This is a genomic window from Rhodococcus sp. P3_B8 (genome assembly GCF_056402775.1).
This window is the reverse complement of record NZ_JBFUGT010000563.1, coordinates 1-2,216: the sequence shown is the minus strand read 5'-3', so window position 1 is coordinate 2,216 and position 2,216 is coordinate 1. Positions and strand designations below refer to the sequence as shown.

Sequence of the window (2,216 nt, the reverse complement as noted above, 5' to 3'; positions counted from 1 at the left end):
GGGTAGTCGCTACCGAACTTCTGCCACAGGCCGAACGAGAAGGCAGGCAGATCGAGTCCGGAGTTTCCGGTGCGGTGGTACGGGATCTTCTCGTAGCGGTCTTCGGCCGCGGCGTAGGTGAGATCGAGGGGGCTGTCGGTCATCGGTGTCGTCTCTTCCGGTCTGTTCGGTTGTTGTCGTGGGTCGGTCACAGACTGGCGCGCGGTGTCGGCCCGGTGCAGGAGTGACGGCGCAACATCGAGTCTGCTCCATACAAACACTGTCACCGGACGACGATGGAAAGTGAATCGTTGAGATCGTGCAGATTCTCTGAAAAGACTGTCGAGCCCGCACCACATTCGCGACGAGACACAGCAGAAGCGGGGGCAGAGTGCGGATCGTTCGACCCGATCTCGAATCGATCCGATCGAAAATGGGGACAAAGGCCCGACGTCCCGCCCATCGTCGAGAACTTCGAATCACTATCTTGGGGCTGTGGGCGATGACACCTGGGCCAGTGTGGCCGACCAATTTGCCGACGAGGCGTATACCTCGGTGAAGGGGCTCGTGCGCACCTATGTGCTGCACCAGCATCTGTTGGAGCATTTGCCGGCGCCCCCAGCCCCTGTGCTCGATGTCGGCGGCGGCGCGGGCCATCAATCGTTCCCGCTGGCGCAAGCCGGTTACGACGTGACGGTGCTCGACCCGTCGTCGGCGATGCTGGACAAGGCTCGACAGCGACTCCAGCGGCTGCCTGGTGAAGTCCAGCGACGGGTGACGCTCGTGGAGGCCGACGGCGAGGACGCCGATGAGGCGGTGAATGGTCAACGCTTTGCCGCCGTGTTGTGTCATGGCGTGCTCGGGTACCTGGAGCATCCGGAGGCGCTCGTCGACCAGCTGTGCCGGTGCACTGCTGCCGGTGGCGTCGTATCGATCATGACGGGCAACGCGAAGGCGATGGCAGTGCGCCCGGCCCTGGAACAACGTTGGGACGACGCTCTGGCGTCGTTTGACACCAGGGGCGAGATCGGGGTGCTGGGAGTGCCGACTCGAGCCGACACGGTGGAGGAACTCAGCGAACTCGTGCGGATCCGCGGCGTGGAGCCGGTGCGCTGGTACGGGGTATGGCTGTTCGTCGACTGGCTCGACTTCGGTGGTGCCGAGTTGGACCCGAACGATTCGAAGCAGGTGGCGGCGGCGGCCGCCGTCGAACTCGAGGCCAGCCGACGAGACCCCTACCGTCAACTCAGCCGCGTCTTTCATCTCGTGGGACGCAAAGGCCCGGGCTGACGGGACAACGGCGCTGGGTGGTGGTCCGCAGACCGCGCTTGGTGTGTGTAAAAACGTCGACCCGCAGGTGACCGGTTCTTCGCGACTACATCGAGGATGGCAGGATCAAGTCATCGAGATCGGAACCTCGATGTGAGGGTCCGGATCGAGATTGAGGGAGTATCGGCATGGCGCAGGGCATTGTGAAGTGGTTCAACGGTGAGAAGGGCTTCGGTTTCATCGCACCCGACGACGGAACTCCGGACGTATTCGTGCACTACTCGGAAATCTCGGGCAGCGGTTTCAAGTCGCTCGACGAGAACCAGCGTGTGGAGTTCGAGGTCGGCCAGGGCCAGAAGGGCCCGCAGGCCACGAACGTGCGCTCTGTCTGACCAGTGCAACGTGGGGACCGCATCCGGTGGGTGCGGTCCCCATTTCTGTTGCCGGATGGGTATCCGGTGAGGGCGCCGGTATCGAACTGCACGCCGAGGGCGCTGAAATACTGGAATCGTCGGCTCAGMTGACGCGGATGAGTTTCTTGTTCACGAATTCGTCGAGCCCGTATTTGCCGAGCTCGCGACCGAAACCGGAGCGCTTCACGCCGCCGAACGGCAGCTCGACTCCTTCGGCGCCAACGGCATTGACGAACACCATCCCGGCCTCCAGTGAGTCGGCGACGCGGTAGGCCTGATCGGGGTCGGTGGTGAAGACATACGAGCCGAGACCGAACGGAGTGTCGTTTGCCAGCTCGACGGCCTCGTCCTCGGAACGCACCTTGTAAATCGTCGCAACCGGCCCGAACAGTTCCTCCCGGTAGGTTCGTGAATCCCGTGACACATTCGTCAGCACGGCCGGTGGGAAGAAGGCACCCTTCCGATCGCCCTCCGACACCAGCGTGGCGCCCTCGGCGATCGCCTGCTGCACCTGCTCGGACAACCGGTCGGCGGCGGCCACCGACGACAGCGGCG

General features: G+C 63.7%; 3 protein-coding genes and 1 pseudogene. 2 read left to right on the top strand and 2 right to left on the bottom strand.

What is annotated here, in order from left to right:
- Window positions 1-143: pseudogene (locus tag AC1D1G_RS44570) on the bottom strand (aldo/keto reductase); the annotation flags it as partial.
- 331 nt (window positions 144-474) lie between these two features.
- On the opposite strand from AC1D1G_RS44570, the gene AC1D1G_RS44565 reads away from it, so the two are divergent.
- Both AC1D1G_RS44565 and AC1D1G_RS44560 read left to right on the top strand, forming a co-directional pair.
- Window positions 475-1,269, top strand: coding sequence for a class I SAM-dependent methyltransferase (locus AC1D1G_RS44565; protein ID WP_283351948.1), 795 nt, complete (start codon window positions 475-477; stop codon window positions 1,267-1,269).
- 167 nt (window positions 1,270-1,436) lie between these two features.
- The gene (locus AC1D1G_RS44560; RefSeq protein WP_005242781.1) at window positions 1,437-1,640 is read left to right on the top strand and encodes a cold-shock protein; all 204 of its coding nucleotides are present in this window, start codon (window positions 1,437-1,439) and stop codon (window positions 1,638-1,640) included.
- Between the two features lie 124 nt (window positions 1,641-1,764).
- On the opposite strand, the gene AC1D1G_RS44555 is transcribed toward AC1D1G_RS44560, so the two are convergent.
- Window positions 1,765-2,216 (bottom strand): aldehyde dehydrogenase family protein (locus tag AC1D1G_RS44555; protein ID WP_477956868.1); only part of this gene is annotated, 452 nt, incomplete at its 5' end.

Coding starts and splice junctions, on each gene's coding strand:
- AC1D1G_RS44560 (WP_005242781.1), top strand. CDS start 1,437: ATGGCGCAGGGCATTGTGAAGTGGTTCAACGGTGAGAAGGGCTTCGGT.